Consider the following 26,435-nt stretch of genomic DNA (forward strand, 5'->3'; position numbering starts at 1 on the left):
GGCTCGGCCTCGCGGTGCTGGGCTTTGGCACGGGCGCGCAGGCGGTGCTTCCGGGCGCGTTCTGGGCCGAGTTCTACGGCACGCGCCATATCGGCGCGATCAAGTCGGCGGCGGCCGCGGTGATGGTGTTCGGCTCGGCGGTGGGGCCGGGGATCAGCGGGCTGCTGATCGACCGGGGCGTCGATTTCCCGGACCAGATGCTGGGGATCGCGGCCTATCTGGGCCTCGCTGGGCTGCTCGCGGCCCTCGGCGTGCGCCGGGCCGCGCGGCTCTTGCCCGCGCCAGATGCATTGGCGCGCGCAGCCTAGCGGGCGCGACGCAGATAGACGTAATAAGCGCCTTCGCCGCCATGGCGGAGATGCGCCGGGGTGATCTGCAGCACCGCTTGCCTGAGCGGCGACAACCCGAGCCATTGCGGCACCTGATGGCGCAGCACGCCGTGACGCACCGGCATCGGCGCCTCGTAGTCCTTTTCACGGCCCTTGCCGGTGATCACCAGAACGAGACGGCGGCCCATGGCCTGCGACGACAGGATGAAGGCCACCAGCTCGGGATGTGCCTCGGACATGGTCATGCCGTGCAGGTCGAGCCGGGCCTCGGGCTTGAGCTTGCCGCGCGTCATGCGGCCATGCGCCTTGGCGTCCATTGCCACGGGCGCGGCGCGCAGCCGGTCGCGCAGGCCCGGCAGCAGGTCGTCGGACCGTGCGGCATCGGCCTTCTGCCCGACCCGGAACCGGGGCAGGGGATCGAAGCGCTCGGACGGGGCGACCTCCGGCGGTTTGGGTGCGGCCTTGGCCTCGGGGGCGGGAGCGGCGGCACGGCGCTTGTGCATCGGCGCGGCCTGACGCGCGACGCTGTCCCACAACGCCCGCTCCTCGGGCGACAAGTGCCGGGGCCTGCGCGCCATCAGGCCGGATCGGCCAGCGTCTGCGGCAGCATGTCCCAAGCGCGCTGGATCGGCAGCAGCATGACCAGCCGCCCCGTATCGCGGGTCCGGCCCGCGCGCTTGCCCGCCATGCGCCCGGTGCCGAAGAAGATGTCGGCGCGCTGGGCGCCCTTGATCGCCGAGCCGGTGTCCTGCGCCACCATCAGGCGGCGAAACCCGTCCTCGCCCTCGGTCTCAATCCAGACCGGTGCGCCAAGCGGCACATAAGCCGGATCGATGGCCACCGTGCGCAGCGGCGTGATCGATCGGTTCATCGCCCCCAGAGGGCCCCGCTCGGGCGGCACCTCGTTCACCTCGCGAAAGAACACGTAGGAACGGTTGGTCCACAGGAGCTTGCGCCCGTCATCGGGGTTGCGGCGCACCCATGAGCGGATCACCTCGCCGAGACCTGATGCGGCTCGTAGACGCCGCGCGCCACCAACTCCTGACCGATCGAGGAATAGGGCTGGCGGTTGGCCGCGCCATAGCCGAGACGGATCACCTTGCCGCCCGGCAGCCGCACCCGGCCCGAGCCTTGAATCTGCAGGAAAAACAACTCGACCGGATCGACATAGGCGATCTCGAGCCCGCGCCCGGACAGCGCGCCGCCCTCGTCGATTTCCTGCCGGGTGAGCCATGGCCCCTCTGCGGGCAGATCGTCGGGCACGCGGTAGACCGGGGCGACATATCGTCCGTCAGGCACCTCGGAGCCGCGCAGCTCGGGCTCGTAATAGCCGGTGAACAGCGCGTCCCGCCCGTCCTCAAACAGCACCGGAAGGAAGAACAGTTCGAAGAAACCCCGCGCGTCGTCGGTTTCGCGGGCCAGCGCGCAGAGCGCCTTCCAATCGCGGTCGCGCAGGTCGCGGCAGGTTTCGAGAAAGGTTTCGAGCGCGGCGGCGTGATCGTCCTCGGCCCAACCGCGGAGCTGCTCGAAACCGAGCAGCTTGGGACTCGCCGTCGCGGCGAGCGGCAGCCCGAGGGCCAAGGCCAGTGCCGCCGCGCGCCGGATCATTCCCCGGTCGCCACCAGTTTCCAGTTGGGATCTTCGTTGCCCATGATGCGGCCGAAGGTCCAGACATCACGCTGGCGCTTGATCTCGGAGGTGGAGCCTTCGACGATTTCGCCCGCAGTGTTGCGCACCACGTAGGTCAGCTCACCGGTGAATCGCACCGCGATCTCGCCCTCGCGGCTGGCGGCGTCGAAGCTGGCTTCGCGCACCGCGATCTCGCCCAGACCCACGAAGGTCGCCTCGACCTTGAGGCCTTCGCGCTCGCGCGCGGCGATCACCTCGGCGAACGCCTCATGGACATCCTCCGACAGAAACGGCTTCACGCTTTCGAGATCGCCGTTCTCGAAGGCCATGAGGATCATCTCATAGGCCCCACGAGCCCCTTGCAGGAACTCGCTCAGGTTGAAGTCCGGGTCTGCCGCCTTCATCGCGTAGAGTGCCTTGGCAGTGTCGCTGCCCTCGGGCACGTGATCGGTGATATCGCGATCGGGGCCGCCCTCGATCACCTCGAATTCGGGGCGGGGACGACGCTTTTCGGTCTGTGCGGGAAGGCTCGGCTTCTCGAAACCCTCGCGCGTGCCCAGCACACCGCGCAGCCGCAGAATCAGGAATATCGCGATGCCTGCGAGCACCAGAAGCTGGATGATGGGAGAGTTCATTCTGGGCCTCTTGTCAGCACGGGCCTCGCACCGGACCCATGTGGCACCTATGTAAGCCACGCGAACCTTCAAGTCCACCAACGCCCCGGCGCAGATCGTCGCGGCGGGACGATCACAGACCATCGGGAGACCGCCCATGTGGCTCTTCATCGCTTTTCTCGCCGTGCCGCTGATCGAGATCGGCCTGTTCATCCAGATCGGCGGGCTGATCGGGCTCTGGCCGACGCTGCTGATCGTGGTGCTGACCGCGATCGCGGGCACCGCGCTGGTGCGTGGGCAGGGGCTCTTGGCGCTCGATCGGCTCAAGCGTTCCATGTCCGAACTGTCGGATCCCTCGCGGCCTTTGGCCGACGGGGCGATGATCCTGTTCGCGGGCGCGCTGTTGCTGACGCCGGGGTTCTTCACCGATGCCTGTGGCTTTGCGCTCCTGATCCCGGCGGTGCGGGCGCGGGTGTTCCGGCTTCTCAAGGACAAGGTGAAGGTGGCCAGCTTCGAGATGGGGTCACGGCCCGAGCCCGGCCCGCGTGCGCCGCGCGATACGGTGATCGACGGCGAATTCCAGGAGTTGGGCGAGGGCCGCGCGCCGACGCATCCTTCGGGCTGGACCCGCCATTGAGGGGCGACCACGGGGCTGCTAGACATTCGTGCAACTGACACCGGAGGATCTTCATGACCGACACGCCCGACGCCCCCGCGACCCCTCAGGCCAACGATCAGGCCGCACAGCAGCCCAAGGTGACGCAGCGCATCGTCGCGCAGTACATCCGCGACATGTCCTTCGAGAACGCGCTGGCGCAGAAGGGCCTTACCGGCGACCTGCAGCCCGAGGTCTCGGTGCAGGTCAATCTCGATGCCCGCAAGCGCGGGGCCGAGGGCCAGTACGAGGTCATCACCAAGCTCAACATCACCTCGAAGGCCAAGGAATCGGGCGAGCCGCTGTTCCTGTTCGAGATCGAATATGCGGGCGTGTTCCAGATCTCCGGCGTGCCGGACGATCAGCTGCACCCCTACCTGCTGATCGAATGCCCGCGCATGACCTTCCCCTATCTGCGCCGGATCGTCTCGGACGTGACCCGCGACGGTGGTTTCCCGCCGCTGAACCTCGAGCAGATCGACTTCCTGCAGCTCTATCGCAACGAGCTTCAGCGCCGCGCACAGCAGCAGCAGGCCCAGAAGGCAGCCGAGGCCGAGCAGGGCCCGTCGGGCACCGCGTGAGGCCTAGCTGAACTTCTTCCAGAGCGCAGCGTCGCCCAAGCCCCCCACGAAGGCGGCATGGGCGGCGGCCTCATCCCCGGTGATCCGCTGTGGCAGCGGCACCGGGCGCGGGCGCGGGCGCCAATCGGCTTCCGCGTCGCCACCACGCCCCTGCGCCACCTTGAGCGCGAAATCGGGCTGCCGACCGCCAATCAGCTCCAGATAGACCTCGGCGAGGATCTCGCTATCGAGAAGCGCGCCGTGCAGCGTGCGCGCGCGTTGTCGATGCCGAAACGGCGGCACAGCGCGTCGAGCGAGGCGGGCGAGCCGGGAAACCGCTTGCGCGCGATGGCCAGCGTGTCGAGGGCGCGGTCCATCGGGATCTTGGGCTTGTTCACCCAGCCCAGCTCGGCGTTGAGAAATTTCATATCGAAGGCGGCGTTGTGAATCACCAGCCGCGCATCGCCGATGAAGTCGAGAAAGTCCTGCGCGATGGTGGCGAATTTCGGCTTGTCGCGCAGGAAATCGTCACCGAGTCCATGCACCTCGAACGCGCCCTTGGGCATGGAGCGTTCGGGATTGATATATTGATGATAAGTGCGGCCCGTGGGCATGTGGCCTTGCAGTTCGACCGCGCCGATCTCGACGATGCGGTCGCCCTCCGCCGGCTCGAATCCGGTGGTCTCGGTGTCGAGTACGATCTCACGCATGACCCAGCTGTCTCCTGATCCGCTCGATGACATCTCGCACGCTGGCGCGGGCCGCGTCGAGGCTCACGGTCTCGATCAAGTAATCGGCACGAGCGCGTTTCTCAAGATCGGGCATCTGCCGCGCGAGGATCGCGTCGAACTGAGAGCGGGTCATGCCGGGGCGGACGAGCACGCGCGGGGCCTGAACCTCCGGCGGCGCGGTGACCACCACGACGGCGTCCATCTCCGCCTCGCCGCCGGTCTCGAACAGCAGCGGCACGTCGAGCACCACGATCTCCGCAGATTGCGCGGCAACGAAAGCCTCGCGGTCGGCCTGCACCAACGGATGCACGATCCCCTCGATGCGGGGCAGGGCCGTGGCGTCGGCGGCGATGATCGCCTTGAGCCGGTCACGCGACACCGCGCCGCTCTCGATCGCGCCGGGAAAGGCCGCGCCCACCGGTGCAACCGCCGCACCGCCGGGACCATAAAGCCGGTGCACGGCGGCATCGGCGTCCCAGACCGGCAGCCCCTCATCCGCGAACATCGCCGCCGTGGTCGATTTTCCCATGCCGATGGAGCCGGTGAGGCCGAGACGGAAAATCATCCCAGCACCGCCGCGCGCGTGGCTCCGTGATCTCCGGCGTGGCGCCGAACCAGCGTTCGAACCCCGGTACGGCCTGATGCAGCAGCATCCCCAGCCCGTCGACCGTGCGGCAGCCTTGCGCCCGCGCCGCGATCAGCATCGGTGTGTCGAGCGGCGTATAGACAAGATCGGTCACCAGCGCGTCGCGGGGCAGGGCGGAAAGGTCGAGATCGAAGGGATCGGCGCCCTCCATGCCCAGCGAGGTGGTGTTGACCACCGTCGCCGATCCATCGAGAGCCTCGGGAACCTCGACCCAGTCGATCACCCGGATCCTCGGGCCGAACGCCTCGGCCAGCGCCTGCGCCCGGGCGCGGGTGCGGTTGGCGAGGCGGATCTCGGGGGCGCCGGCCTCGACCAGCGCGTCGAGCACGGCGCGCGCGGCACCGCCCGCGCCCAACACCACCGCCGCGCCGTCCGCCGCGGACCAGCCGGGCGCCGACTGCCGCAGATTTTCAAGGAAGCCATGACCGTCGGTGTTGTCGGCGTGGATGCCGTCCTCGCGGAAGGTCAGAGTGTTGGCCGCACCGATGCGGCGGGCGCGGTCGCTGAGGTGATCGGCGATCTGCAGCGCCGCGAGCTTGTGCGGCAGCGTCACGTTGGTGCCGCGAAACCCCATCAGGGGCAGGGCGCGCACGCCCTGCTCGAAGTTGGCGGGCTCGATATGCAAGGGCACATAATGCCCGGCGATCCCCATGGCGCCGAACCAATGCGCGAAAAGCCGGGGTGAGCGGGAATGGGCGATCGGAGCGCCGATGACCCCGGCCAACGGAATGCGATGCGCGCTCATCTTTGCAGATCTCCCCTCAGAACCAGCCAGTTGATCAGCTCGACCAAGGGCAGGCCCAGCACCGTGAAATAATCGCCCATCACTCGCACGAACAGGCGCACGCCCTCTTCCTCGAGCTTGTAGCCGCCGACCGAATGGCGGATCGAGGCCCAGTTGCGGTCGACATAATCGCGCAGATAGCTCTCCGAACATTTGGCCATGTCGAGCCGGACCACCCCGACGTGGCGCCAGATCGGTTCCCCGTCGAGGCAGACCACGGCGGCCGAGAGGAGCTGATGCGTGCGGCCCGAGAGGCGGGTGAGTTGGTCTAGCGCGTCCTCGGGGCTTTCGGGTTTGGAGAACACCTCTCCGCCGAGGGCGAGAACCTGGTCGCAGCCGAGCACTAGCGCCCCGGGGTGGCGGGCCGAGACCTTGAGCGCCTTCATCTCCGCGAGCTTGTCGGCGAGATCGCGCGGCGGTGCGTCCTCGGCGAGAAGCGCAGCCTTCAGCGCGGCTTCGTCGATGCGGGCTTTCTCGATCTCGAAGGGGATCGCGGCCTGCCGCAGGAGGCTGGCGCGGATCTCTGATCCGGAGGCGAGGACGAGGGCTTGGGTCATGGCGGGCCTGTGGACGACTCTAGGGAGGAATCGGGATCGAATCATAAGGACGACTCGGTGGAGAGTTGTGACCCCTGTCGCGACTCGGGACAAGCGGGGTGAGTCGGCTTTGCGACTCAGCGAGTTATCCACGGGGGACGAGGACAAGAGCCTCGCTGGGGGCAATTGTGGGCAAATGCCCGAGTCAAGATCACGACTCGGTTGGGACATGCGGCAAGTGATAAATATTTTTCATTTTATATCATGGGTTTGACCGGTGTAGCCGAGTCGTTCCTCGGCATCGTCGAGTCCGCGTAGCCTGTGGACGACTCTGGGGACATGCTGTCAACTGCCGCTTATCCACCGCCCTACTACCATCATCATCTTTTCTTTTATCCTTATTCATTTGAGAAGGAGCCGGTCCGAGAAAGGGATCGAAATGACCGACCTGCTTGCCGCCGCCTATCCGTGGATAAAGACCGGACACATCCTGTCCTTCGTGGCGTGGATGGCCGGGATGTTCTATCTGCCGCGGCTCTTCGTCTACCACGCGGAGCGGGCCGAGAAGGGGACAGAGCTGGACCGCACGTTCCAGATCATGGAACGCAAGCTCCTGAAGCTGATCATGACGCCGGCGATGATCTCGACCTGGATCTTCGGCGGGTTGCTGATATCCACTGGGGTGGTCGACTGGTCGCAGGGCTGGCCTTGGGTCAAGGCGGCGGCGGTGCTGGCGATGACGGGAATGCATGGCTGGCTCTCCAAGCGCCTCAAGGAGTTCGCCGCGGGCACCAATACCCGCGCGGGCCGCAGCTACCGCATCGCCAACGAGGTGCCGACGCTCCTGCTTTTGCTCATCGTGGTCGCGGTGGTGGTCCGCCCGTTCTGAGGCCATGGGCGCGCTGCGACGTTGACGCGCGACTTATCCCCGCCTAAGACTTCTCCCGCTTGCCCGTCCGGGCGAAGCGATTCCATTTTCACGACCGACAAGAGCGGCCCGCGGGCTGCCACAGGACCGTTTCCCATGTCCCAGGACCGCCTGAACCTCGCCGATCTCAAGGCGCAGAGCCCGAAGGATCTTCTCTCGCTGGCCGAAGAGCTGGAGATCGAGAACGCCTCGACGATGCGCAAGGGCGACATGATGTTCGCCATCCTCAAGGAACGGGCTGAGGAAGACTGGGTCATCGGCGGCGATGGCGTGCTTGAGGTGCTTCAGGACGGCTTCGGCTTCCTGCGTAGCCCCGAGGCCAACTATCTGCCCGGTCCCGATGACATCTATGTCTCGCCCGACATGATCCGCCAGTTTTCGTTGAGCACCGGTGACACGGTCGAGGGCGTGATCGCCGAACCCAATGAAAACGAACGTTATTTCGCGCTGCGCAGCGTCGAGAAGATCAATTTCGAGGATCCCGATCGGGCGCGCCACAAGGTCGCCTTCGAGAACCTGACGCCGCTCTATCCCGACGAGCGGCTGAAGATGGAGGTCGAGGAAGAGGCGGCGACGAAGGACCGTTCGGCACGGATCATCGATCTCGTCTCCCCGATCGGCAAGGGCCAGCGCTCGCTCATCGTGGCGCCGCCGCGCACCGGCAAGACGGTGCTGCTGCAGAACATTGCGCACTCGATCGAGAAGAACCATCCCGAGTGCTATCTCATCGTGCTGCTCATCGACGAGCGGCCCGAGGAGGTCACCGACATGCAGCGCAGCGTGAAGGGCGAGGTCGTCTCATCGACCTTCGACGAGCCCGCAACGCGGCACGTTGCCGTGTCGGAGATGGTGATCGAGAAGGCCAAGCGCCTCGTCGAGCACAAGCGCGACGTAGTGATCCTGCTCGATTCGATCACGCGACTGGGCCGAGCCTTCAACACCACCGTACCGTCCTCGGGCAAGGTGCTGACTGGGGGCGTCGACGCCAACGCGCTACAGCGGCCCAAGCGGTTCTTCGGTGCGGCGCGCAACATCGAGGAGGGGGGCTCGCTCACCATCATCGCAACGGCGCTGATCGACACCGGCAGCCGCATGGACGAGGTGATCTTCGAAGAGTTCAAGGGCACCGGCAACTCCGAGATCGTGCTCGATCGCAAGGTGGCCGACAAGCGCGTCTTCCCGGCGATGGACATCCTCAAATCGGGCACCCGCAAGGAGGAGCTGCTGGTCGAGAAGATCGATCTGCAGAAAACCTATGTGCTGCGCCGTATCCTTAACCCGATGGGCACCACGGATGCGATCGAGTTCCTGATCTCGAAGCTGAAGCAGACCAAGACGAACTCCGATTTCTTCGACTCCATGAACACCTGACGCGAGATCGCAAGGCATGGCCATGGATACGATCTATGCCCTGGCGACCGCGCGCGGGCGCGCGGGCGTCGCGGTGATCCGGATCTCGGGTCCCGCCGCGCGTATGGTGGCCGAAAGATTGACCGGATCGCTCCCCGAGCATGGCCGAGGACTGAGAGTGGTTCGGAACATGGCGGGTGAGGTCCTGGACGAGGCATTGGTGCTGACCTTTGCCAAAGGGCGCAGCTTTACCGGGGCCGGGGTCGTGGAGCTTCATCTGCATGGCAGCCGCGCCGTCATAGATGTCGTGTTGAGGGAACTGTCCGAGCAGCCGGAGCTTCGGTTGGCCCAGGCGGGAGAATTCACGCGGCAGGCCTTGGAGAACGGTCGCCTCGATCTATCGCAGGTCGAGGGGCTGGCCGATCTGGTCGATGCCGAAACCGAAGCGCAGCGGCGGCAGGCGATGCGGGTGATGTCCGGTGGGCTTGGCCGAAAGGCCGATCAGTGGAAGCGAGACCTGTTGCGGGCCATGGCTCTGCTCGAGGCCGTTATCGATTTCGCCGAAGAGGACGTGCCTGTCGATGTCACGCCTGAGGTTACCGCGACCCTCGAACGCTGTCGGCAGGCGATGCAGGTCGAAATGGACGGTGTCGTCGCGGCGGAACGCATCAGGGACGGGTTTGAGGTCGCCATCATCGGTGCACCGAACATGGGCAAATCTACCTTGCTTAATCACTTGGCCGGACGCGAGGCGGCAATCATCTCCGACGTGCCAGGCACGACGCGGGACGTGATCGAGGTCCGGATGGATCTCCGTGGGCTTCCTGTGACGCTTCTCGATACGGCGGGCCTGCGGGAGTCGACGGATGCCGTCGAGGCGATAGGGATCGCGCGGGCACGCGAGCGCGCGCAGCAGGCTGATGTAAGGGTGCATTTGGTCACTCCGGAAGAAATCGATACCGTCACCGAGGGGCCGAAAGACATCGTTCGGATTGGTCGCTGTGACCGATATTCCCCTGGCCTTTCAGGAGTTTCCGGCCTGACTGGGGCGGGTGTCGACGAACTTCTGTCGGCCATCTCGGACCGTCTGTCATCACGCGCGCTGGGAGCCGGGGTTGCCATACGCGAACGCCATCGCGAAGCGCTCTCTGTGGGAGTGGAGCATATGGAGCGTTGCCTTTCCATTGTCTCTGAATCTCATGGGGCGCTCGATCTTGCGGCGGAAGAGCTGCGCCTTGGGGTCAGAACACTTGACACTTTGGTCGGCCGGGTCGATGTGGAAGACATCCTTGGCGAAATATTTTCGAGCTTCTGCATCGGCAAATAGGGGGTGTTTCACGTGAAACATGAAACCTACGATATTATCGTGGTTGGCGGGGGACATGCCGGCGTGGAAGCTGCGGCTATAGCCAGCCGCATGGGTGCCCGAACGGCGCTTATCACGATGAAGGCCGCCACGATTGGCGTTATGTCGTGTAATCCTGCGATCGGAGGTCTTGGGAAAGGACACTTGGTCCGCGAGATCGACGCACTCGACGGGTTGATGGGACGCGTCGCGGATGTTGCCGGGATCCAATACCGCCTCCTTAATCGAAAGAAAGGCCCTGCGGTTCAAGGCCCAAGGTTGCAAGCAGATCGTCAGTTGTATCGCGAGCGGATGCAGGTTGAACTGCGACAGATCAAAGGTCTGGATATCGTCGAAGGCGAGGTGACCGATCTTGTTGAAGCACACGGCCGCGTCTGTGGAGTCGAACTAGCAGAGAGCCAACGGCTACATGCGCAAGCGGTCATTCTGACCACCGGTACTTTCCTCAATGGCATGCTTCATTTCGGTGGTGAGACCCGCGTGGGCGGCCGGTTCGGTGACAATGCTTCGAACCGGTTGGCCGATCGGATCATGAGTCTCGGCCTGCGCATGGGGCGTCTGAAGACCGGAACTCCCGCCCGTCTGAACGGACGGACGATAGACTGGTCACGTTTGGATTCGCAGCCGGGTGATAATGATCCGGTGATGTTGTCCTTTCTGAATGAGCAACCTCAAGCGCGTCAGATCGCCTGTGGTATTACCCATACCAATGTTGCCGCCCACGACATCATTCGTGCGAATTTGACCAAGTCCGCTATGCATAGTGGCAATATCACTGGATCCGGTCCCCGATACTGTCCCTCTATCGAAGACAAGGTTGTACGCTTCGCCGAAAAGGACAGCCATCAAGTCTTCCTAGAGCCCGAAGGGTTAGGCACGGATACGGTCTATCCTAACGGGATATCGACATCATTGCCGCTCGATGTGCAGGAGAGCTTCATCAGAAGCATGGCGGGCCTCGAACGTGTCGAAATCGAACAACCGGGATATGCCATCGAGTATGACTATGTCGACCCGCGCGCCCTGAACAGCAGCCTTGAACTCAAGGAGGTGCCTGGGCTTTACCTTGCTGGGCAGATTAACGGCACGACCGGTTATGAAGAAGCTGCTGCACAGGGCTGCGCCGCTGGTGCAGCGGCAGCTGCGACGGCGCTTGGCCGAGATGGGATCGTCTTCAGCCGAACCAGTTCTTATATCGGCGTGATGATCGACGATCTGATCACGCGGGGCGTGACTGAACCCTATCGTATGTTTACGTCACGAGCAGAGTTCCGCCTTTCTCTTCGTGCTGACAATGCCGATCAGCGGTTGACAGAAGCCGGGCGAACGGTTGGGTGCATTGGTGATCAGCGTTGGAGCCATTTTCAGGACAAGATGGACAAATTGCAGGCAGGGCGCGCGGTTCTTGGTTCCAAGACATTTCCAGCGGCCGAACTCGCGGCACGCGGAGCTAACCTGAATCCGGATCGACCAGCCAAGTCGGGATTGGCAGCATTGACGCTTGCCGAGATCGATTTTGATATGCTGTTGTCGATCGATCCTACGTTGCAGGATGTCGACCGGGCCACGGCGGTACAATTGAAGAATGAGGCAACATACGCTGCTTACCTGCAGCGCCAAGATCGCGACGCCGAAGCTATTCGGCGTGACGAGGGTCGTCATCTGCCGGCCGATCTAGATTATTCTCTTATCGCCGGTCTTTCTTCAGAACTCCGCGGCAAGCTTGAGAGTATCCGACCCCGGTCTATTGGCGAAGCCGGGCGCATTGAGGGCATGACTGCTGCCGGCCTCTTGTTGTTGATGGGTGCCAGTCGGCGGGCGGCTGCGTGATGGTAATTGAGGATCCTGCTCCGCTAGCCGTACCAAGTGTTTCACGTGAAACAAGCGAAGCACTAGCAGAATATATGGCACTACTGAGGAAGTGGTCGCCGATTATCAATTTAGTTTCTCGAAACGATCTTGAGCATCTCGAAAAACGGCATATCGAAGATAGCTTGCAACTGGCTGCATTTTTCCCGAATGATACCGTCAACTGGATAGATATTGGCTCCGGAGGCGGTCTTCCAGGTATCGTCCTTGCGATCGCGGCAAGATCCATTGCACCACAATTGCAATTTCAACTGATCGAAAGCGATAATCGAAAAGCCACTTTTCTCCGTACAGCGGCCCGCACCTTTGATCTCAACGTAAAAGTCCATACAGGCCGCGTCGAAGACATCGATCCTCTAAAAGCTGGTGTCATTAGTGCGCGTGCACTCGGATCTCTTGATATGCTGCTCAGCTACGCCAACCGACATCTCGTTCAAAATGGGCAATGCGTGTTCCTGAAAGGGCAGTCTCATGAGACTGAAATCTCGAACGCCAAACGCAATTGGACTTTCAACGTTCGCAGATACGTCAGTTGCACTGACGACGCTGCCCGCGTCCTCCTGATTAGTGATCTGCAACATGCCTGACACCTGCCACATTATCGCATTGGCGAACCAGAAAGGCGGCGTGGGCAAGACCACTACTGCGATCAATCTCGGCGCCGCTTGGCAAAAGCTGGGCGGAAGGTCCTATTGATCGATATGGATCCACAGGGCAACGCCTCGACAGGGCTCGGGCTTGCTCGTAGCGATCGGCGCTCGACCACCTATGACCTGCTTCTTGGAAACGGCAAAGCGAGTGCTGGTGTCCACGGGACTCAAGTTGTGGGTTTGGATATCATACCTGCCACGACCGATCTCAGTTCCGCCGATGTCGAACTCATGTCTTCGGCCGACCGGAGCCGCATTCTGCGCAGACGTTTGAAGGAACTGCTGCAGGATAGAGTAGAGTATGACTATGTCCTTATAGACTGTCCCCCGGCGCTCAACCTTCTGACCATCAATGCCATGGTTGCGGCCGCTTCTGTCATCGTGCCGCTGCAGAGTGAATTCTTCGCTCTCGAGGGACTATCGCAGCTCATGCTTACACTGAGAGAAGTCCGCGGATCTGCGAATAAATCCCTCCGCATCGAAGGGATCGTTCTGACCATGTACGACAGGCGCAACAATCTGTCGCAACAGGTCGAAGCAGACGCCCGAGAAACCCTTGGGGACTTGGTATTCAAGACGGTCATCCCGCGCAATGTGCGGTTGAGCGAAGCGCCATCTCATGCGATGCCGGTGCTTGATTATGATCCCGCCTGCGCGGGGACCAAGGCCTATCTCGATCTGGCCGCAGAAGTGATCCAACGCGAGGGGTGATGTCGGACATGGTTGAGAAGCAAAAGGCACGTGGGCTGGGCAGAGGGCTCTCGGCTCTCATGGCCGATGTTACGCAGGATCAAAGCACCGCAGAGCAGGCGAGACGTCCCGACATGATGGTTCCGATCGAAAATATCCGTCCGAACCCGGACCAGCCACGGCGTCATTTCGATGAAACCGCTCTCGACGAACTCGCTGCCTCCATTCGCGAAAAAGGCGTCATCCAACCGCTGATCGTACGGCGCGATTCATCCCGCGAAGGGTATTTCGAGATTGTGGCAGGCGAACGTCGCTGGCGCGCCTCGCAGCTCGCCAAGCTGCATGAACTGCCAGTACTCATCCGAGAATACAGCGATACCGAAGTTCTCGAAGTCGCTATCATTGAGAACATCCAGCGCGCGGACCTCAACGCCATAGACGAGGCCGCGGGTTATCGGCAGCTGATGGACCGCTTCGGTCATACCCAGGAACAACTGGCAAGTGCGCTCGGCAAGAGCCGCAGCCATATTGCCAACCTTATGCGGCTTCTGTCGCTCCCGGATGACGTGCAAGAAATGTTGACCTCCGGCCAGTTGACTGCCGGCCATGCCCGGACGCTCGTCGGGAACGAGCAGGCGTCAAGCCTTGCTAGGCAAATGCTGCTCAAGGGGATGTCGGTGCGCGATGCCGAATCCCTTGTGCGCAAACCGGGGAAGGCACCGACCGTAAGATCCGCGCGCAAATCCTCAAAGGACGCGGACACCGTTCAGATCGAAAGTGATATCTCGGCCACCCTGCGGATGCCGGTAAGCATCGATCACGATCCTCAAGGCGAGGGTGGCAAAGTAACGCTGCGCTACCGAGATCTCGAACAACTCGACGATCTTCTTCGGCTCCTGTCCGGGGGGTGACCCCCGGGTTCACGCCAGAAGTTCGCGCAGTAGAGCGTTCAGGATCGGCCGACCAGCTTCCGTCGCGATCAGCCGGTCCTCAACTCGGCGAAGGAAACCAAGGTCCTCCAGGCCTTGGACCCGGCTAGCGAAATCCTTGGAATTGACCGGGGCACGCTCGGGAATTGCCACACCTTCCTGAAGCCGGAGACCCATCATGATGGTCTCCTCGAAAGCTTCGACGGGCTCCAGCGGTACACGCGGGAGCTCTCCAGCAACATCGGCCTCGACGTCCCGCAACCAGGCACCCGGAGCTTTCGGGGCTTCGGTTGCCAGTCGAGCACCAGCGATCCCAAGTCGACCATGGGCGCCGGGTCCGATACCGACCCAGTCGCCAGCGCGCCAATACACCATGTTATGCCGGCTTTCCGCCCCTGGAACAGCATGATTCGACACTTCATACGCTGGAAGACCCGCTGACGTCGTCAGGGCTTGGGTGATCTCGTACATCTCCGCCGCCCGATCCTCGTCAGGCAGTCCTCTTAACCCACCACGCGCCAGTCGATCACCAAAGGCTGTCCCGTCTTCCACCGTCAATTGATAGAGCGACAGGTGATCCGCACATAGCTGGAGAGCGCGTTCCAATTCGGCGGACCATTGCTCGGGCGTCTGATCTTGCCGGGCGTAGATCAGGTCGAAACTGATCCTATCAAAGGCATTTCGCGCAATATCGAAGGCCCGCAGCCCTTCGGCGACAGAGTGTAATCGGCCAAGCCGCCTGAGGTCATTGTCATTCAAGGCCTGCATTCCCATGGACACGCGGTTGACGCCGGCTTGGCGGTAGCCTGCGAACCTGTCCGCTTCGATCGACGTCGGGTTGGCCTCGAGCGTGACCTCGACATCGTTGCGAAGCCGCCAGCGGCGACCGATCCGATCCAGGATCGCACCGACGATGCGCGGCTCCATCAGGCTCGGTGTGCCACCACCGAAGAACACCGATCCCAAGATCCGATCCCCGGTCTCCTCGGCAAGCCGATCCAACTCGCTCAGATAGGCCGCTGCCCAGCGATCCTGATCGACCGTTTGGGCAACATGGCTGTTGAAGTCGCAATAGGGGCATTTGGCTTGGCAGAAGGGCCAATGCAGATAGAGGCCAAAACCGCCCCTCTGCCAGTTTTCGAGAGCCTCAGCCAAGACAGGCCCGCAGCTTCTCCACCGCGCGGGCGCGGTGGCTCATGGCGTTCTTCGTATCGGTGTCCATCTCGGCAAAGGTGATCTCGTGGCCCTCGGGCACGAAGATCGGGTCGTATCCGTGACCGCGCGCCCCGCGCATCGGCCATGTGACCGTGCCGGCAGCATGACCCTCGAACACCTCTTCATGGCCATCGGGCCAAGCCAGCACGAGGGTGCAGCAGAACCGGGCCCGGTGCGGAGCAGGGCGACCCGAGGCTTCGAGCTCGCGATGCACCCGCTCCATTGCGATGTCGAAATCGCGGCCCTCGCCGGTTTCGGCCCAATCGGCGGTATAGACACCGGGCTGACCATCGAGATCGAAGACCTCGAGCCCGCTATCGTCAGCCAGCGCCGGAAGCCCGGTCGCCGCGACGGCGGCGCGGGCCTTGATCCGGGCATTGCCGACAAAGCTCTGCTCCGTCTCTTCGGGTTCGGGCAGGCCGTGATCGGCATTGCCCGTCACCGTGACGCCATAGGGCGACAACAGCGCGCGAAATTCATCGAGCTTGCCCGTATTATGCGTAGCCACGACGAGGGAGGTCTCGGCAAAGCGGCGCATCATGCGATCGCCGCGAGCTGTGCGCGGCCCAGCTCGGCGCATCCCGCCTCTGCCAGATCCAGCAGCTGGGTCATCTGTTCGCGCGTGAAGGTCGAGCCCTCGGCCGACATCTGTACCTCGATCAGGCGCGATCCCGACATCACGAAATTGCCGTCAACGCCAGCCTCGCTGTCTTCGGGATAGTCGAGATCGAGCACGGGTTGCCCCGCATAGAGACCGCAGCTGACTGCCGAGACCGGCTCGGCCAGCGGATCGGTCTTCACGAGGCCCGCCTTCATCAGCTTCTGAACGGCGAGCTTCATGGCGACCCAGCCACCGGTGATCGCGGCGCAGCGGGTGCCGCCATCGGCCTGAATCACGTCGCAGTCGATGGTGATCTGCCGCTCGCCGAGCGCATGGAAATCGACTCCGGCCCGGAGGGACCGCCCGATCAGGCGCTGGATCTCCTGCGTGCGGCCCGACTGCTTGTCCTTGGACTCGCGCCGCATCCGGCTGTTTGTGGCGCGCGGCAGCATGCCGTATTCCGCCGTGACCCAACCTTGGCCCGAGTTGCGCTTGAAGGGCGGCACGCGCTCCTCGACGGTGGCGGTACAGATCACTTGGGTCTGGCCGACACGGATCAGGCAGGAACCTTCCGCGTGACAGTTGAAGCCCGTTTCGATCTCGACGGCGCGCAGCGCGTCGGGGGTCCGTCCGGAGGGGCGCATAGTGTCATCCTTTCATGTGTCGGGCTTGCGCATACGCCTTGCCGACCACAAATCCAAGGCCGCCGCGGGGCCGCATTGACCTCGCCCCCGACCCGCCCCTATGGTGCCATGCCCCGCAAGGAACCCTGACCGCGATGCCAGACAGATCGCCCCGTATCGAGGACATGAACGACCGCTCGCGCGAGGTGTTTCGGCGCGTGGTCGAAGGTTATCTCGAAACCGGGGCCCCGGTGGGGTCACGGACGCTGACCCGGCATATGTCGGAAAAGGTCTCGGCCGCGACGATTCGCAACACCATGCAGGATCTCGAGCATCTGGGCCTCTTGGGCAGCCCGCATATCAGCGCCGGCCGGATTCCGACCCAGACCGGGTTGAGGATGTTCGTCGATGGGCTTCTCGAGGTCGGGGATCTCGACGGCGAGGACCGCCGCCGCATCGATTCCTCGATGCAGGAGGCGGATGGCGACGTGGCCTCCCTGCTCGATCGGGTGGGCCATGCGCTGTCGGGCATCACCCATGGAGCGAGCCTCGTGCTCACGCCCAAGCACGAAGCCCCGATCAAGCATATCGAGTTCGTGTCGCTCTCGGCCGAGCGGGCGCTGGTGGTGCTGGTCTTCGCGGACGGCCATGTCGAGAACCGCATTTTTGCCCCGCCCAAGGGCCAGACCCCGTCCTCAATGCGCGAGGCGGCGAATTTCCTCAACGCCATCGCGGGCGGTCATACCTTGCGCGAACTGGCTGGCGTGATTTCACGTGAAATCGCCACTCGGCGGCAGGAGATCGACCGGCTTGCCGCCGATCTGGTCGAAGCCGGCCTCGCCACATGGGTCAATCCCGGTGAGCAGAGCGAGAGGTTGATCGTGCGCGGTCGCGGCAATCTCTTGGGCGAGGCAGGCGAGGAGGCCGATCTCGACCGCATCAGGACGCTGTTCGACGATCTGGAGCGCAAGCGCGACATCGCGCAGTTTCTCGACCTCGCCGAAGAGGGCGACGGGGTACGGATTTTCATCGGCTCCGAGAACAAGCTTTTCTCACTTTCGGGTTCCTCTTTGGTTGTTTCTCCTTATATGAACGCCGACCGTAAGATTATCGGCGCCGTGGGCGTCATCGGGCCGACCCGACTCAATTATGGGCGGATCGTGCCCATCGTGGACTACACCGCACAGCTGGTCGGGCGCCTCGTGTCCGACCGCTCCTGAAGGGGAAAGACAGCAATGGCAGAACAGGACGAACCGCGCAGCCTCGACGAACTGGCCGCGGAGGTCGACGAGAACGGCGAAGTGAGCGCCGAGGCCGCCGAGGGGTCGGACGATCTCGAGATGCTCAAGCGCGAGCGCGACGAGATCCGCGACCGTTTCATCCGTGCCCTGGCCGATGCCGAGAACACCCGCAAGCGGGCCGAGCGGGATCGGCGCGAGGCCGAGAATTACGGCGGCTCCAAGCTGGCGCGCGATCTGTTGCCGGTGCATGATAACCTCTCCCGCGCCCTCAACGCCATCGCCGAGGATCAGCGCGAAGCGCAAAAGGCGCTGATCGAGGGGATCGAGCTGACCATGCGCGAGCTTCTGAGCGTTTTCAAAAAGCACGGCATCCACCCGATCGACCCTAAAGTGGGCGACAAATTTGACCCGCAGCAGCATCAGGCGATGTTCGAAGCGCCCGTACCGGGGACCAAGGCGGGCGAAATCATTCAGGTTGCGACGCAAGGTTTCATGCTGCACGACCGCCTGCTGCGCCCCGCGCAGGTCGGCGTCTCGTCGATGAAAGAAAGCTGAAAAAATCAGTAGCTTGCCGGAACCCATCCGGTTCGATCGCGTTAGTGAGGCAAGTGATCAGGTTATGAGTTCGAGAGCGCGGCGAAAGCCGCGCTCTCTTTTTGGGGAACCATTACGAAATGTCGTGCGATAGCGACTTCAACTCGTAGATCAGCTCCAGCGCCTCACGCGGGGTCAGCCTGTCAGGCTCGATCTCCTGCATTCTCGATGACAGCTTAGACGTCGTAGGTTCCTGAACAGGTGCCGTGGCGGCAAAGAGGGGCAGATCGTCGATCAGCGCCTGACGCCGTCCGCCGCCTTCGCGTTCGCCCTGTTCCAGCGCCTGAAGCACCACCCGTGCCCGCTCGACCACCGATGTCGGAAGCCCGGCGAGACGGGCCACCTGTACGCCATAGCTGCGATCCGCGGTGCCACGCCGCACCTCGTGCAAGAAGATCACCTCGCCTTGCCACTCGCGCACCGCGACGGTCGCCGTCGCCACGCCGTCTAGCTTGGCGGCAAGCTGGGTCATCTCGTGGTAATGGGTCGCGAAAATGCCGCGGCAGCGGTTCACGTCGTGCAGGTGCTCCAGCACCGCCCAGGCGATCGACAGGCCGTCATAGGTGGCGGTGCCGCGCCCGATCTCGTCGAGGATCACCAGCGCCCGGTCATCGGCCTGATTGAGGATCGCGGCGGTTTCGACCATCTCGACCATGAAGGTGGATCGGCCCCGCGCGAGATCGTCCGACGCGCCGACCCGGCTGAAGATCTGGCTGACGAGACCGATATGCGCCGAAGTCGCGGGCACGTAGCTTCCGATCTGCGCCAGCACTGCGATCAGCGCGTTCTGACGCAGGAAGGTTGATTTGCCCGCCATGTTCGGACCCGTGAGCAGCCACAAGGCCGCGTTGTCCAGATCGCAATCATTGCCCACGAAAGGCTCGCCCGCGCGGCGCAGGGCCTGTTCCACCACCGGATGCCGACCCGATTCCACGTGAAACGCCCGGCTGTCGTCAAGCTGCGGGCGACACCATTCGGCCCCGCGTGCCAGATCGGCAAGGCCAGCCCCAAGGTCGATCTCCGACAGCGCACGGGCCAGTTGGCCCAGTGGTCCGGCATGGTCGAGAATGGCGGATCTGAGCCTGTCATAGACCCGTTTTTCAAGATCCAGCGCATGGCCACCCGCATTCAGGATGCGGGTCTCGATCTCGTTGAGTTCGAGCGTGGTGAACCGCACCTGGTTCGCCATGGTCTGGCGGTGGATGAACCGCTCGGAAAGCGGTGGCGTCAGCATCTTGGCGGCGTGGGTCGCAGTGGTTTCGATGAAATAGCCCAGCACGTTGTTGTGCTTGATCTTCAGGCTCTGAATCCCCGTATCCGAGGCATAATCGGCCTGCATCGAGGCGATCACCCCGCGCCCTTCATCGCGCAGGCGGCGGGCATCGTCGAGGTCTGGGTCATGGCCCGTGGCGACAAAGCCACCGTCGCGCGCCAGAAGCGGCGGCTCGGCCACCAGTGCCTGATCGAGCAACTCGTGTAGGATCTCGTGTCCCGACAGGCTCCGGATCGCCTCTTCCAGGGGGGCGGGCAGGTCGCGGCCCTCGGCCAGAGCGCCGATCTCGCCCGCCACCTCCAATGTCGCACGGATCGCCGCCATGTCGCGCGGGCCGCCCCGGTCGAGGGCGAGGCGCGACAGCGCCCGGTCGAGATCATGCGCGCCGCGCAGTGCCGTCCGAAGATCGCCGCGGAGCCGATCGTCCTCGACCAGATGCGCCACCGCCTCCTGCCGCGCGGAGATGGTCCCCAGATTGCACGACGGCGAGGCCACGCGCCGCTCCAGAAGCCGCGCGCCGCCCGCCGTCACGGTGCGGTCGATCGCATGCAGGAGCGATCCCTCGCGACCGCCGCCCATCGCGTGGGTCAGCTCGAGCGACCGGCGCGTCGCGGCGTCGATCCGCATCGCCGACATCCGCGCCTCCTGATGCGGCGGGCGCAGCAGCGGCAGCTTGCCCTTCTGCGTCAGTTCCAGATACTCGACCAGCGCTGCCATGGCCGATACCTCGGCGCGCGAGAACGCCCCGAAGGCGTCGAGCGAGGCGACCTTCCACAGCGCCGCGAGGCGCGCCGCCCCGCTAGCGCTGTCGAAGGCGCCCCGGTGCAACGGCGTCACCGCCAGATCGAAGCCCGAGGTGACGTCCGACAGGGCCTGTTCCGCGCTGTCCTCGACCAAAAGCTCGCGCGGGGTAAGCCGCGCAAGCTCCGGGCCCAGCGCCATCCGATCGCAGCCCAGCACCGAGATCGCGCCGGTCGAAATGTCGACCCAAGCCAGGGCGCAGTCGTCGCGCAGCTCCGAGAAGGCCGCGAGGAAGTTGTGCCGCCGCGCGTCGAGCAGGCTCTCCTCGGTCAGCGTGCCGGGCGTCACGAGGCGCACCACATCGCGCTTCACCACCGATTTCGAGCCGCGTTTCTTCGCCTCCGCCGGGTCTTCGAGCTGTTCGGCGATGGCCACGCGAAACCCCTTGCGGATCAGCGTCAACAGATAGCCCTCGGCTGCGTGCACCGGTACGCCGCACATGGCGATATCCTCGCCCATATGCTTGCCGCGCTTGGTCAGCGCGATGTCGAGCGCCTCGGCCGCGGCCACCGCGTCGTCGAAGAACATCTCGTAGAAATCGCCCATCCGGTAGAACAGCAGCGCATCGCCATGCGCCGCCTTGATCTCCAGATACTGCGCCATCATCGGCGTCACGGTGCCGGCTTGCGTGTTCATGCGTCTCTCCCGGGGGTGCAGCGGCGCGACACTAGCTTTTGCGGCCCCCCGGCGAAACCCCGGACACGCTCGGGAGCCGCTTTGACGCAAGGGCGTTGCGCCGCGCCGCAGCATGCCGCTATCCCTGATCGTCCAAGGCAGGAAGGACGACGATATGGCCAAACCCCGTTTCACGCGCGAGGACGCGCTGAACTTCCACGAGGCCCCGTCCCCGGGCAAGTGGGAGGTGACGGCCACTGTCCCGATGACCACCCAGCGCGACCTGAGCCTTGCCTACAGCCCCGGCGTCGCGATCCCCTGCGAGGTGATCGCCGAGCACCCCGAGACCGCCTATGATTACACGAACAAGGGCAACCTCGTCGCGGTGATCTCGAACGGCACCGCCGTGCTGGGCCTCGGCAATCTGGGCGCGCTGGCCTCCAAGCCGGTGATGGAGGGCAAGTCGGTCCTGTTCAAGCGCTTCGCCGACGTGAATTCGATCGACATCGAGCTCGACACCGAGGACGCGGACGCCTTCTGCAACGCGGTGCGGCTGATGGGTCCCTCCTTCGGCGGCATCAATCTCGAGGACATCAAGGCGCCCGAATGCTTCATCATCGAGCAGCGCCTCAAGGAAGAGATGGACATCCCCGTCTTCCATGACGACCAGCACGGCACCGCCGTGATCTGCGCCGCCGGCCTGCTCAACGCGCTGCACATCTCGGGCAAGAAGATCGAGGATGTGCGGATCGTGCTGAACGGAGCGGGGGCCGCCGGGATCGCCTGTCTGGAACTGCTCAAGGCGATGGGCGCGCGGCACGACAACTGCATCATGTGCGACACCAAGGGCGTGATCTGGCAGGGCCGCACCATCGGCATGAACCAGTGGAAATCGGCCCATGCCGCCAACACGTCGCTCAGGACGCTGGAGGAGGCGATGGACGGGGCTGACGTGTTCCTCGGGGTCTCTGCCAAGGGCGCTGTGACCCAAGCGATGGTCAAGTCGATGGCGCCGAACCCGGTGATCTTCGCCATGGCCAACCCCGATCCCGAGATCACACCCGAAGAGGCGCATGAGGTGCGCGAGGATGCGATCGTCGCCACGGGGCGTTCGGACTACCCCAATCAGGTCAACAATGTCCTCGGTTTTCCCTATCTGTTTCGCGGCGCACTTGACATCCACGCCCGCGCCATCAACGACGCGATGAAGATCGCCTGCGCCGAGGCGCTGGCCGAACTGGCGCGCGAGGAGGTGCCCGACGAGGTGGCGCTGGCTTATGGCCAAAAGCTCAGCTTCGGTCGCGATTACATCATCCCCACGCCCTTCGATCCGAGACTGATCCACCGGATTCCGCCCGCCGTGGCCCGCGCCGGCATGGAGACCGGCGTGGCGCGGCGCGAGATCGCCGACATGGAGCAGTACGAACAGGCATTGAAGGGCCGGATGGACCCGACGGCGAGCGTGCTGCGCGGCCTCAACGCACGGGCGCGGGCGGCGCAGGCGACGATGATCTTCGCCGAAGGCGACGATCCGCGCGTGCTGCGCGCCGCGGTGCAGTACCAGCGGTCCGGCTTCGGCAAGGCGCTGGTGGTGGGGCGCAGCGACGACGTGGCCGAGAAACTCGCCGCCGAAGGCATGGCCGATGCGGCGGCCGAACTTGAGGTCGTCAACGCCGCCAACACGCCGCATCTTGATACCTACAAGGCGTTCCTTTATCGGCGGCTGCAGCGAAAGGGTCTCGACCAGCACGACATCCACCGACTCGCGGGGCGCGACAGGCACGTCTTCGCGTCCCTGATGCTGGCGCATGGCCATGGCGACGGCATGATCACAGGGGCAACGCGCAAATCGGCGCATGTGATGGAGCTGGTGAACCACGTCTTCGACGCAGGCCCGCATGACGGCGCGGTCGGCGTCTCGGTCGTCATGCATAACGGTCGGATCGTGCTGATCGCCGACACGCTGGTGCATGAATGGCCCGACGAGGAGGATCTCGCCGATATCGCGACCCAAGGCGCGCAGGTGGCGCGCGAACTGGGGCTGGAGCCGCGCGTGGCCTTCGTCAGCTTCTCGACCTTCGGCTACCCGGTTTCCGAACGCGCGACCAAAATGCACCGCGCCGCCGAGGTGCTCGACGGGCGGAACGTCGATTTCGAATATGAGGGCGAGATGGCGGTCGACGTGGCGCTGAATGCGAAGGGGCAGGAAAACTATCCCTTCTCGCGCCTGACCGGACCGGCCAACGTGCTGGTGGTTCCGGCGCGGCACTCGGCCTCGATCAGCGTGAAGCTGATGCAGGAGATGGCGGGGGCCACGATCATCGGGCCGATCCTGTCGGGCGTCGACAAGCCGATCCAGATCTGTTCGACCGTCTCGACCGTCAACGACATCGTCAACATGGCCGTCATGGCCGCCTGCAAGGCGAGGCGCGCATGACGATCTGGAACCTGGGCTCGATCAACGCCGATCACGTCTATTCCGTCCCGCATATCCCCACCCCGGGCGAGACGCTGGCCGCGACCGCCCTGTCGCGGGGGCTGGGCGGCAAGGGGGCCAATATGTCCGTCGCCGCCGCCCGCGCCGGCGCCCGGGTCGCGCATCTGGGCGCGGTCGGCGCGGATGGCGGCTGGATGGTCGAACGGTTGAGGGATCACGGCGTCGATTGCACCCATGTGCAGCGCCGTGATGGCCCGAGCGGCCATGCGATCATCGCCGTGGACGCTCAGGCCGAGAACGCGATCACGCTCTGGCCCGGTGCCAATCGCGACATTGACCTCGACGCCGTGAAACAGGCTCTGGACAGGGCCGTTTCGGGCGACCTGCTGGTCACCCAGAACGAGACCAACAGTCAGGTCGAGGCGGCGGCGCTGGCGCGCGCGCGCGGCCTCACCGTGGCCTATGCCGCCGCGCCGTTCGAGGCCGGGGCCGTACGCGCCGTGCTGCCGCATCTCGACCTCCTCGTGCTCAACGAAGTCGAGGCGCGACAACTTTCCGAGGCGCTGGGCACCTCGGTCGAGGATCTGCCGGTGCCGCATGTCGTGGTGACGCTCGGGGCCCAAGGCTGCGATTGGATCGACACCGCCTCCGGCACACGCCACCACGTCGACGCGCCGCGCGTCGCGGCGGTCGACACCACCGGCGCGGGCGATACCTTCACCGGCTATCTTCTCGCCGGGCTGTCCGAAGGGCTGCAGATGCCCGAGGCGCTGACGCTCGCCTCACGTGCGGGGGCGCTCAAGGTCGGACGGCACGCGCGGCCGATGCGATTCCCTCGCGAGAGGAGGTCGAGCGGGCGGCCTTCTGAGGTCGCACGCGGCACGAACATGCAGGATTTCGTCTTTTCAGACCCTTGGGCGCTCCTCGCGGCCTGCGTCGCCGTGGTGTTGGTCGGCCTGTCCAAGGGGGGCTTGGGCGGCGCGCTGGCGCTCTTGGGCGTGCCGATCATGGCGCTGGCGATCCCGCCGGTGCAGGCCGCGGGCATTCTGTTGCCGATCCTGCTGATGATGGATGCGATCAGCCTCTGGGCATGGCGCGGCACCTATCACGCGGGCACGCTCAAACGGATGCTGCCCGGCGCGGCGATCGGCATCGGCATCGGCTGGCTCACGGCGGCGCTGGTTTCGGACGGGGTGGTGCGGCTGATCGTCGGGGTGGTGGCGCTGGCCTTTTCGGCCCGCTGGCTGCTGTCGGGCAATGCCCGCCGCGCCGCGCCACGCGTGCAGAGCACGGCGCGCGCCTCGGTCTGGTCGACGCTCGCGGGCTACACCAGTTTCGTCGCCCATGCGGGCGGGCCGCCGTTTCAGGTCTATACCATGCCGCTCAGGCTCGATCCCCGTGTCTATACCGGCACCAGCGTGATCTTCTTCGCTGCGGTGAACGTCATCAAAGTGATCCCCTACGCCCTTTTGGGCCAGTTCGACGCCGCCAACCTCACTGCCGCGGCGGCGCTGCTGCCGCTTGCGATCGCGGCGACGCTATCGGGCGCCTTCGTGGTGCGGCGGATGCGGGCTGAAATCTTCTACCCGGTGATGTACGCCATGGTGGTGCTCGTCGGCCTCAAACTGTGCTGGGACGGCGTCGCGGCGCTGATCTGATGCCGCCAGACCTTTGACACTCAACACTGATCCGCGCAATTTGCAGCATCCAGGGGCAGATCGCCAAAGGTCCATCCATATGCAACTTTCCGTCAATTTCGAGAACACGCGCGGCACCGCTTCCGGCACCGGTCCGGTCACGGTCGGGTGGTGCCTGAGCGAAACGAAAGGGGGCATCATCTATGCCCCGCCCGAACGCGTACGCTCCACCGATCTCGACCGCAGCCATGGCAAGTCGGCCTCGCGCTGCCCGGCGGTGATCAATCTCGAAAGCCGCTATTTCCTGATCCGCTGCCCCTTCGACATCAACATCGGCTTCACCCGTGACGACAAGGGCATCCCCCGGATGCGCAACCTGAGCGGCGCGGCCAGCTCGATCCGCAGCAACAAGCTCGGAGAGAAGCTGTTGATCGTGGCCGAATCGGAGTGGCGGCATCCGGGCGTACCTACGCTGCAGCTCGTGCTGCCTTACGTGTTTCTGTGCGACGAACCGGTCTATCTCAGCCAGCTCTCACCCTTCATGCATTACAGCCGCACGCCGCTGCCCGGAACGATCTTCGGCGGGCGCTTCCCGATCAATGTCTGGCCGCGCCCGTTGATGTGGGGCTTCGAATGGCACGAGCCCGAAAAGCCGCTGAAGATCTCGCGCGGGGACCCATTGTTCTACGTCGGATTCGAGACGATGCCGCAAGATCGCGGCGTGGCGATGGTCGAGGCGCAGCGCACCCCCGAACTTGTCGAGTATCTCGACCTCATCTCGGGGGCGGTGAACTACGTCAATCAGACCTTTTCGCTGTTCGAAGCGGCCGAGGCGCGTCGGCCCGAGACGCTGATCACGCCAGTGGCGCGCAAACCCCGACGAGAGTGAGCGGGCGAGATCAGCGAAGGGTGGCGGAAACCGAGTTTTGGGGCGAACTCGATCTTCAGCGCTTTCTACATGAAATATTAGCCTGCGCTTAAGACCTGCGTGTCACAACCGCCCTGTCCCCCGAGCGGGGATGCACTCCAAGGCGACGGACCCTCTTCGCTTCCAAGGACGTCCGCACAGCGGCCTGCAGAAAGCGGCGTTCCGATACAAACCCGGGGCAGGGGGCGTGACCGCGCCCCCGCC

The 26,435-nt window shown here is 64.3% G+C and carries 22 protein-coding genes and 5 pseudogenes; 16 read left to right on the forward strand and 11 right to left on the reverse strand.

Annotation, left to right across the window (positions count from 1 at the left end):
• A pseudogene (locus MBELCI_RS11305) lies at nt 1-308 on the forward strand (MFS transporter); the annotation flags it as partial.
• Here MBELCI_RS11305 and MBELCI_RS11310 read toward each other — a convergent pair.
• The 3 genes and pseudogenes from MBELCI_RS11310 to MBELCI_RS11320 form a co-directional block, all read right to left on the reverse strand.
• Entirely contained in the window at nt 305-907 is a 603-nt protein-coding gene (locus MBELCI_RS11310) for a Smr/MutS family protein (RefSeq protein ID WP_045320052.1), read from the reverse strand. The pseudogene MBELCI_RS11305 and the gene MBELCI_RS11310 overlap by 4 nt on opposite strands.
• A pseudogene (gene mltA, locus MBELCI_RS11315) lies at nt 907-1,937 on the reverse strand (murein transglycosylase A). The gene MBELCI_RS11310 and the pseudogene mltA overlap by 1 nt, the downstream one beginning before the upstream one ends.
• Nucleotides 1,934-2,593, reverse strand: a complete 660-nt coding sequence (locus MBELCI_RS11320) for a Tim44/TimA family putative adaptor protein (protein WP_021694340.1) — start codon at nt 2,591-2,593, stop codon at nt 1,934-1,936. The pseudogene mltA and the gene MBELCI_RS11320 overlap by 4 nt, the downstream one beginning before the upstream one ends.
• 136 nt (nt 2,594-2,729) lie before the next feature.
• Between MBELCI_RS11320 and MBELCI_RS11325 the strand changes: the two genes are divergently transcribed.
• Nucleotides 2,730-3,209, forward strand: coding sequence for an FxsA family protein (locus MBELCI_RS11325; RefSeq protein WP_021694341.1), 480 nt, complete (start codon nt 2,730-2,732; stop codon nt 3,207-3,209).
• A 53-nt stretch (nt 3,210-3,262) separates the two neighbouring features.
• On the forward strand, nt 3,263-3,808 hold the full coding sequence (gene secB, locus MBELCI_RS11330; protein WP_021694342.1) for a protein-export chaperone SecB: 546 nt from the start codon (nt 3,263-3,265) through the stop codon (nt 3,806-3,808).
• Between the two features lie 3 nt (nt 3,809-3,811).
• On the opposite strand, the pseudogene dnaQ reads toward secB, so the two are convergent.
• The 4 genes and pseudogenes from dnaQ to MBELCI_RS11350 form a co-directional block, all read right to left on the reverse strand.
• A pseudogene (dnaQ, locus tag MBELCI_RS11335) lies at nt 3,812-4,497 on the reverse strand (DNA polymerase III subunit epsilon).
• Nucleotides 4,490-5,083, reverse strand: a complete 594-nt coding sequence (coaE, locus tag MBELCI_RS11340; protein WP_045320053.1) for a dephospho-CoA kinase — start codon at nt 5,081-5,083, stop codon at nt 4,490-4,492. The pseudogene dnaQ and the gene coaE overlap by 8 nt, the downstream one beginning before the upstream one ends.
• Nucleotides 5,010-5,909, reverse strand: coding sequence for a shikimate dehydrogenase (locus MBELCI_RS11345; RefSeq protein WP_021694345.1), 900 nt, complete (start codon nt 5,907-5,909; stop codon nt 5,010-5,012). The genes coaE and MBELCI_RS11345 overlap by 74 nt, the downstream gene beginning before the upstream one ends.
• Nucleotides 5,906-6,505, reverse strand: a complete 600-nt coding sequence (locus tag MBELCI_RS11350; protein WP_021694346.1) for a Maf family protein — start codon at nt 6,503-6,505, stop codon at nt 5,906-5,908. Before MBELCI_RS11350 ends, MBELCI_RS11345 begins: the two co-directional genes overlap by 4 nt.
• A 418-nt stretch (nt 6,506-6,923) precedes the next feature.
• Here MBELCI_RS11350 and hemJ point away from each other — a divergent pair, with 418 nt between their 5' ends.
• The 7 genes and pseudogenes from hemJ (at nt 6,924) to MBELCI_RS11390 (ending at nt 14,248) form a co-directional block, all read left to right on the forward strand.
• Nucleotides 6,924-7,373 carry a protoporphyrinogen oxidase HemJ gene (hemJ, locus tag MBELCI_RS11355; RefSeq protein ID WP_021694347.1) on the forward strand — a complete coding sequence of 150 codons (450 nt, stop codon included), beginning with the start codon at nt 6,924-6,926 and terminating at the stop codon, nt 7,371-7,373.
• A 135-nt stretch (nt 7,374-7,508) separates the two neighbouring features.
• The gene (gene rho / locus MBELCI_RS11360; RefSeq protein WP_021694348.1) at nt 7,509-8,783 is read left to right on the forward strand and encodes a transcription termination factor Rho; all 1,275 of its coding nucleotides are present in this window, start codon (nt 7,509-7,511) and stop codon (nt 8,781-8,783) included.
• A 22-nt stretch (nt 8,784-8,805) separates the two neighbouring features.
• The gene (gene mnmE / locus MBELCI_RS11365; protein WP_021694349.1) at nt 8,806-10,089 is read left to right on the forward strand and encodes a tRNA uridine-5-carboxymethylaminomethyl(34) synthesis GTPase MnmE; all 1,284 of its coding nucleotides are present in this window, start codon (nt 8,806-8,808) and stop codon (nt 10,087-10,089) included.
• Between the two features lie 12 nt (nt 10,090-10,101).
• Entirely contained in the window at nt 10,102-11,958 is a 1,857-nt protein-coding gene (gene mnmG, locus MBELCI_RS11370) for a tRNA uridine-5-carboxymethylaminomethyl(34) synthesis enzyme MnmG (RefSeq protein ID WP_045320061.1), read from the forward strand.
• A complete protein-coding gene (gene rsmG / locus MBELCI_RS19920) occupies nt 11,958-12,584 on the forward strand; it encodes a 16S rRNA (guanine(527)-N(7))-methyltransferase RsmG (protein ID WP_081698562.1) in 627 nt (208 codons plus the stop codon). Before mnmG ends, rsmG begins: the two co-directional genes overlap by 1 nt.
• A pseudogene (locus MBELCI_RS11385) lies at nt 12,577-13,358 on the forward strand (ParA family protein). The gene rsmG and the pseudogene MBELCI_RS11385 overlap by 8 nt, the downstream one beginning before the upstream one ends.
• Before the next feature lie 8 nt (nt 13,359-13,366).
• Nucleotides 13,367-14,248 carry a ParB/RepB/Spo0J family partition protein gene (locus tag MBELCI_RS11390; RefSeq protein ID WP_045320062.1) on the forward strand — a complete coding sequence of 294 codons (882 nt, stop codon included), beginning with the start codon at nt 13,367-13,369 and terminating at the stop codon, nt 14,246-14,248.
• Nucleotides 14,249-14,257: 9 nt separating this feature from the next.
• Here the strand turns inward: MBELCI_RS11390 and hemW are convergent, their stop codons facing one another.
• The 3 genes from hemW to rph are packed head-to-tail and all read right to left on the reverse strand — an operon-like array spanning nt 14,258 to nt 16,726.
• Entirely contained in the window at nt 14,258-15,421 is a 1,164-nt protein-coding gene (gene hemW, locus MBELCI_RS11395) for a radical SAM family heme chaperone HemW (RefSeq protein WP_021694355.1), read from the reverse strand.
• Nucleotides 15,414-16,019 (reverse strand): RdgB/HAM1 family non-canonical purine NTP pyrophosphatase, encoded by a 606-nt coding sequence (rdgB, locus tag MBELCI_RS11400; RefSeq protein ID WP_200861270.1) that lies wholly within the window; start codon nt 16,017-16,019, stop codon nt 15,414-15,416. The genes hemW and rdgB overlap by 8 nt, the downstream gene beginning before the upstream one ends.
• Nucleotides 16,019-16,726, reverse strand: a complete 708-nt coding sequence (gene rph, locus MBELCI_RS11405) for a ribonuclease PH (protein ID WP_021694357.1) — start codon at nt 16,724-16,726, stop codon at nt 16,019-16,021. The genes rdgB and rph overlap by 1 nt, the downstream gene beginning before the upstream one ends.
• Before the next feature lie 134 nt (nt 16,727-16,860).
• Between rph and hrcA the strand changes: the two genes are divergently transcribed.
• Both hrcA and MBELCI_RS11415 read left to right on the forward strand, forming a co-directional pair.
• Nucleotides 16,861-17,925 (forward strand): heat-inducible transcriptional repressor HrcA, encoded by a 1,065-nt coding sequence (gene hrcA, locus MBELCI_RS11410; protein ID WP_021694358.1) that lies wholly within the window; start codon nt 16,861-16,863, stop codon nt 17,923-17,925.
• Between the two features lie 15 nt (nt 17,926-17,940).
• Nucleotides 17,941-18,501, forward strand: a complete 561-nt coding sequence (locus MBELCI_RS11415; protein ID WP_021694359.1) for a nucleotide exchange factor GrpE — start codon at nt 17,941-17,943, stop codon at nt 18,499-18,501.
• Between the two features lie 112 nt (nt 18,502-18,613).
• On the opposite strand, the gene mutS is transcribed toward MBELCI_RS11415, so the two are convergent.
• Nucleotides 18,614-21,250, reverse strand: a complete 2,637-nt coding sequence (gene mutS, locus MBELCI_RS11420; RefSeq protein WP_021694360.1) for a DNA mismatch repair protein MutS — start codon at nt 21,248-21,250, stop codon at nt 18,614-18,616.
• A gap of 154 nt (nt 21,251-21,404) precedes the next feature.
• Between mutS and MBELCI_RS11425 the strand changes: the two genes are divergently transcribed.
• From MBELCI_RS11425 to MBELCI_RS11440, 4 genes and pseudogenes are all read left to right on the forward strand, one after another.
• Nucleotides 21,405-23,666: an NADP-dependent malic enzyme gene (locus MBELCI_RS11425; RefSeq protein WP_021694361.1), complete on the forward strand. Its 2,262-nt coding sequence runs from the start codon at nt 21,405-21,407 to the stop codon at nt 23,664-23,666.
• Nucleotides 23,663-24,534 (forward strand): annotated as a pseudogene (locus tag MBELCI_RS11430) (ribokinase). Before MBELCI_RS11425 ends, MBELCI_RS11430 begins: the two are co-directional and overlap by 4 nt.
• Before the next feature lie 19 nt (nt 24,535-24,553).
• The gene (locus MBELCI_RS11435) at nt 24,554-25,324 is read left to right on the forward strand and encodes a sulfite exporter TauE/SafE family protein (protein WP_045320056.1); all 771 of its coding nucleotides are present in this window, start codon (nt 24,554-24,556) and stop codon (nt 25,322-25,324) included.
• A gap of 79 nt (nt 25,325-25,403) precedes the next feature.
• Nucleotides 25,404-26,192, forward strand: a complete 789-nt coding sequence (locus MBELCI_RS11440) for a hypothetical protein (RefSeq protein ID WP_021694363.1) — start codon at nt 25,404-25,406, stop codon at nt 26,190-26,192.
• Nucleotides 26,193-26,435 lie beyond the last annotated feature (243 nt).

The organism is Limimaricola cinnabarinus LL-001 (assembly GCF_000466965.1).
GTDB lineage: Bacteria > Pseudomonadota > Alphaproteobacteria > Rhodobacterales > Rhodobacteraceae > Limimaricola > Limimaricola cinnabarinus.

Bases quoted from the DNA above. Each gene is read 5' to 3' on its own strand.
- rdgB (WP_200861270.1), bottom strand. From the start codon at position 16,019: ATGCGCCGCTTTGCCGAGACCTCCCTCGTCGTGGCTACGCATAATACG.
- MBELCI_RS11310 (WP_045320052.1), bottom strand. From the start codon at position 907: ATGGCGCGCAGGCCCCGGCACTTGTCGCCCGAGGAGCGGGCGTTGTGG.
- mnmE (WP_021694349.1), top strand. From the start codon at position 8,806: ATGGATACGATCTATGCCCTGGCGACCGCGCGCGGGCGCGCGGGCGTC.
- rsmG (WP_081698562.1), top strand. From the start codon at position 11,958: ATGGTAATTGAGGATCCTGCTCCGCTAGCCGTACCAAGTGTTTCACGT.
- MBELCI_RS11345 (WP_021694345.1), bottom strand. From the start codon at position 5,909: ATGAGCGCGCATCGCATTCCGTTGGCCGGGGTCATCGGCGCTCCGATC.
- MBELCI_RS11440 (WP_021694363.1), top strand. From the start codon at position 25,404: ATGCAACTTTCCGTCAATTTCGAGAACACGCGCGGCACCGCTTCCGGC.
- MBELCI_RS11350 (WP_021694346.1), bottom strand. From the start codon at position 6,505: ATGACCCAAGCCCTCGTCCTCGCCTCCGGATCAGAGATCCGCGCCAGC.
- mutS (WP_021694360.1), bottom strand. From the start codon at position 21,250: ATGAACACGCAAGCCGGCACCGTGACGCCGATGATGGCGCAGTATCTG.
- secB (WP_021694342.1), top strand. From the start codon at position 3,263: ATGACCGACACGCCCGACGCCCCCGCGACCCCTCAGGCCAACGATCAG.
- hemJ (WP_021694347.1), top strand. From the start codon at position 6,924: ATGACCGACCTGCTTGCCGCCGCCTATCCGTGGATAAAGACCGGACAC.
- MBELCI_RS11390 (WP_045320062.1), top strand. From the start codon at position 13,367: ATGGTTGAGAAGCAAAAGGCACGTGGGCTGGGCAGAGGGCTCTCGGCT.
- rph (WP_021694357.1), bottom strand. From the start codon at position 16,726: ATGCGCCCCTCCGGACGGACCCCCGACGCGCTGCGCGCCGTCGAGATC.
- MBELCI_RS11320 (WP_021694340.1), bottom strand. From the start codon at position 2,593: ATGAACTCTCCCATCATCCAGCTTCTGGTGCTCGCAGGCATCGCGATA.
- MBELCI_RS11415 (WP_021694359.1), top strand. From the start codon at position 17,941: ATGGCAGAACAGGACGAACCGCGCAGCCTCGACGAACTGGCCGCGGAG.
- MBELCI_RS11425 (WP_021694361.1), top strand. From the start codon at position 21,405: ATGGCCAAACCCCGTTTCACGCGCGAGGACGCGCTGAACTTCCACGAG.
- coaE (WP_045320053.1), bottom strand. From the start codon at position 5,083: ATGATTTTCCGTCTCGGCCTCACCGGCTCCATCGGCATGGGAAAATCG.
- MBELCI_RS11325 (WP_021694341.1), top strand. From the start codon at position 2,730: ATGTGGCTCTTCATCGCTTTTCTCGCCGTGCCGCTGATCGAGATCGGC.
- rho (WP_021694348.1), top strand. From the start codon at position 7,509: ATGTCCCAGGACCGCCTGAACCTCGCCGATCTCAAGGCGCAGAGCCCG.
- hrcA (WP_021694358.1), top strand. From the start codon at position 16,861: ATGCCAGACAGATCGCCCCGTATCGAGGACATGAACGACCGCTCGCGC.
- MBELCI_RS11435 (WP_045320056.1), top strand. From the start codon at position 24,554: ATGCAGGATTTCGTCTTTTCAGACCCTTGGGCGCTCCTCGCGGCCTGC.